This window comes from bacterium (assembly GCA_041649255.1).
Taxonomy (GTDB): Bacteria; Hydrothermota; UBA3073; order JACQXS01; family JAQTXJ01; genus JAQTXJ01.
In genome coordinates, this window is the sequence record JBAZNK010000045.1 from 1 (window position 1) to 3,277 (window position 3,277).

General features: G+C 54.1%; 1 protein-coding gene. It reads right to left on the minus strand.

Features of this window, described 5'->3' with window-relative positions:
* The coding region (locus WC614_14070; GenBank protein MFA5034130.1) for an AAA family ATPase at positions 1 to 3,246 on the minus strand (3,246 nt) is incomplete at its 3' end.
* Between the last annotated feature and the right edge of the window lie 31 nt (positions 3,247 to 3,277).

Sequence of the window (3,277 nt, forward strand, 5' to 3'; positions counted from 1 at the left end):
TTTCATCGGTGCCACCCAGCCGGCCAGCACGGCTTCGGCAAGGCCGACCGAGAACGACAGTTGATTCTTGCGGGAAAAATGCAGGCATTCCTCGGCGGCTTCTTCAACCAAACGCAGATTGTTGCCCTGCACCAGCAAATTCCACATCAATGGTCCGTAGGACAGGCCGGCGTTATACAAATCGCCGCAATTCTTGCCGCACTGTATGGCTTTGTGACAATAATCGACGATCTCGGCCGGATGGCTGCGCGAATGCATGTTGCACCAGACAATGCCGTTCATGCCGCGGGTGGCGCCAAAAGTATTGGGGTGTTTTTCACACAAGTCGTGGGCCAGATCCTGGTACAGGAATGCCTGTTCGAACTTGCCCTGTTCGCCGAGATTGAGGCCCATGATCGAAAACGAATAAATCACCGATTCATCCATGCCGCCCTGCAGGCAATGCAGCGTCGATTGCGCCGCTGACAGATACAACTGCGGCACCAGGCCGGACATATAGAGATCGGGGATTAGTTCGCTGTAAAACGCCAGCTCGATCTTGCTTTTGCGGTCCTTCGTAAAAGGCATGTGCAGGATAGTCGTCCAGACGTCGTCTTGCTGTTCAATTTGCGCCATTAACGCCAGCATACGCTGTTGGGCCGTCTCGGGCTGTTCGGGAATCGCTTTGCCGAAATAGGCCAAGCCGCGGTTGGCGGTAGTTATTGCCTTGTTGAAGTTGCCGAACGAGGACAACGACGTGGTCTGTTCCGCCAGAGCTTCGGCTTTGTCCAGATCGCTGATCGCGTGTTCGATCAAATAATTGAGCAACACCTCCGACCTTTCATAACGGCCGCACATCAGCTCAGTCTTGGCCAGACGCTGATAAATGCGAAAAGTCAGATCGTAAGCCTGTTGCCAGCAATCGTCCGGCAGATAGTCGTGGGCTTTCTGGAAAAAATCGTTGGCGGCATCCCCGGCCAAGGCATCCAGAGCCTTGTTGCCGGCATGGAAGTTGATATTGACCAGCCGATACGCCAGTTCCTGATCCATGTCCGCCGGACGGCCCAGGTTGAGGTGGGCGGCAATGGTAAACAAGTTGTCAAGGGTTTCAAGATCGGTTCCTGCCGGTACCGCGTGCAGCAGACGGTTGCCGATGCGCCAGTGGATAGCGGGCTTGGCCTGGGGGGCGACCTGCCGCAGCACCGCTTCCTGAACCCGGTCGTGGACGAACTGCAGATCGGATTTGTTTTCCAGCAGCATGCCCAGATTCAATACCGGCTTCAAATCTTCAAACAGCTGTTCGATGCGAATATCCAGCACCAGCGCCACGTCTTCAACGCTGAAACGGTTGCCCATGCAGGCGCAGTGATTGAGGATATGCAGGGTTTCGGCCGGCAATTTGCCCACCTTGGAACTGAACAATTCCACCACCGAGGTCGGCATCTGCGTATCGCGAATCCGCTTGATGTCCCAGTGCCAGTGTCGCTCGGCATCGGTATTCAGCAAATCCTCGTTATACAACCAAGCCAAACTTTCGCTGACGAACAGCGGGTTGCCTTCGGTCAGGTGGGCGATAAATTCAGCCAGATTGGCCGTGGCTTCCAGCGAGGAATCGAGGATATAGGCGACCATCTCGTGGCAGTCGGCGTCGGTTAGCGCCTCCACGCGAATTTCCGCGAACGGGCCATTGTTTTCCTGAATCTTGCGGATCAGCTTGCTGAGCGGATGGCTGCTGTCGACTTCATTGTGTCGATAGGCGCCCATGAAAAACAGGAAAGGATGCTCATGATGGTTGTCGAACAGGTTTTGTAGAAAATCGAAAGTTGCGCTGTCGCACCATTGCAGGTCGTCGATAAACAGCACCAGCGGATTGTCTTCGCTGGCCAAGCAGGCCAGGAACCGGCCGAACAAATTGTTGAAACGGTTACGGGCTTCCACCGGCGGCAGATGCGGCACTTCCGGCTGAGGGCCGATGATGAATTCCAATTCCGGCAGCACATCGCTGATGACGCTGCCGTTATTGTCTACGACGTCGAGTATTTTGCCCCGCCACTGCTGAACCTGTGAGTCACTTTCAGTCAAAAAGATGCGGATCAGATTGCGCAAGGCCTGTATCAACGAGCTGTAGGGGATATTTTTCTGGTATTGGTCGAATTTGCCGGAAGTGAAGTAGCCGCGATTTTTGACCAATGGTTTTTGCAGTTCCTGAATCAACCGGGTTTTGCCGATGCCGGACAGGCCGGAAATAAATACCGAACGGAATTTGCCCTCGATAACCTCGTTGTATTGCTGCTGTATCAACCGGCTTTCGGCCTGGCGGCCGACCATTTTCGAAATAAAGATGACCCGGCGGCTGCGATCGTGCTGGCCGATGGCAAACGCCGATACGCTGCCGGTGGCGCTGTATTCATTCTTGCAGCGGATCAAGTCGGCCAGCAAACCCGAGGCGCTCTGGTAACGTTTCTCCGGCTGCTTGACCGTGAGTTTGGCAATAATATCGGCCAAGGCTTGCGGAAGCTGCGGATTGAGCAGATTGACTTTAGGCGTTTCTTCGGCCAGATGCGAATGGATCAGCTCCAGCGGATCGGTGGAAAAAAACGGCAACTGGCCGGTCAGCAGTTCATAAAATACGATGCCCAATGAATACAAATCGGTGGAAAAATCGACTCTATAGTTGATGCGGCCGGTCTGTTCCGGCGAGGTGTAGGCCAAAGTGTGGCGTACGAATTCCGGGTCGTAGATAAAATGGCTGACATCGCGAATATCGAGCGGAGTGATGAAATCGGTCAGCCGCAGGGTCAGCGTTCCCGGTTGCAGCAGAATATTGTGGGGCTTAATGCCGCCGTGAGTAATACCGGCATCGTGTACCGCTTGCAGCGTATCGGCCAGGGTGCAGGCCAGCGTAAAAAAATCGTTGAGATCGAGTTTGTCTTGGTGTTTTGCCCAACTGTTCAGCGGTTGTCCGGAGAACCAGGGCTGAACGATAAACTGCTGGTCGCCGTAGGACTCCAGGGCGAGTGGCGTACAAACCCTCGGATCATGCAGCACTTTCAGGCGTTCAATTTTCTGGCGCAGATGCCGGGACTGGTCGTCCCAGCTCGACAGCTGCTTCAGCAGTTTGATGATCAACGGCTGGTCGGGGATGTCTTTGTGGTAGCCCTTGAATACCAAAGCCTGCAAGCTTTCTCCCAGTTTTTCGGTAACGATGTAGTTGCCCAGTTTAGGCACACCCTGCGGTTGATTATTTTTTGTTGTTATATCAATCATTTGAGATATGCTCTCTGAGACACAGGGGATG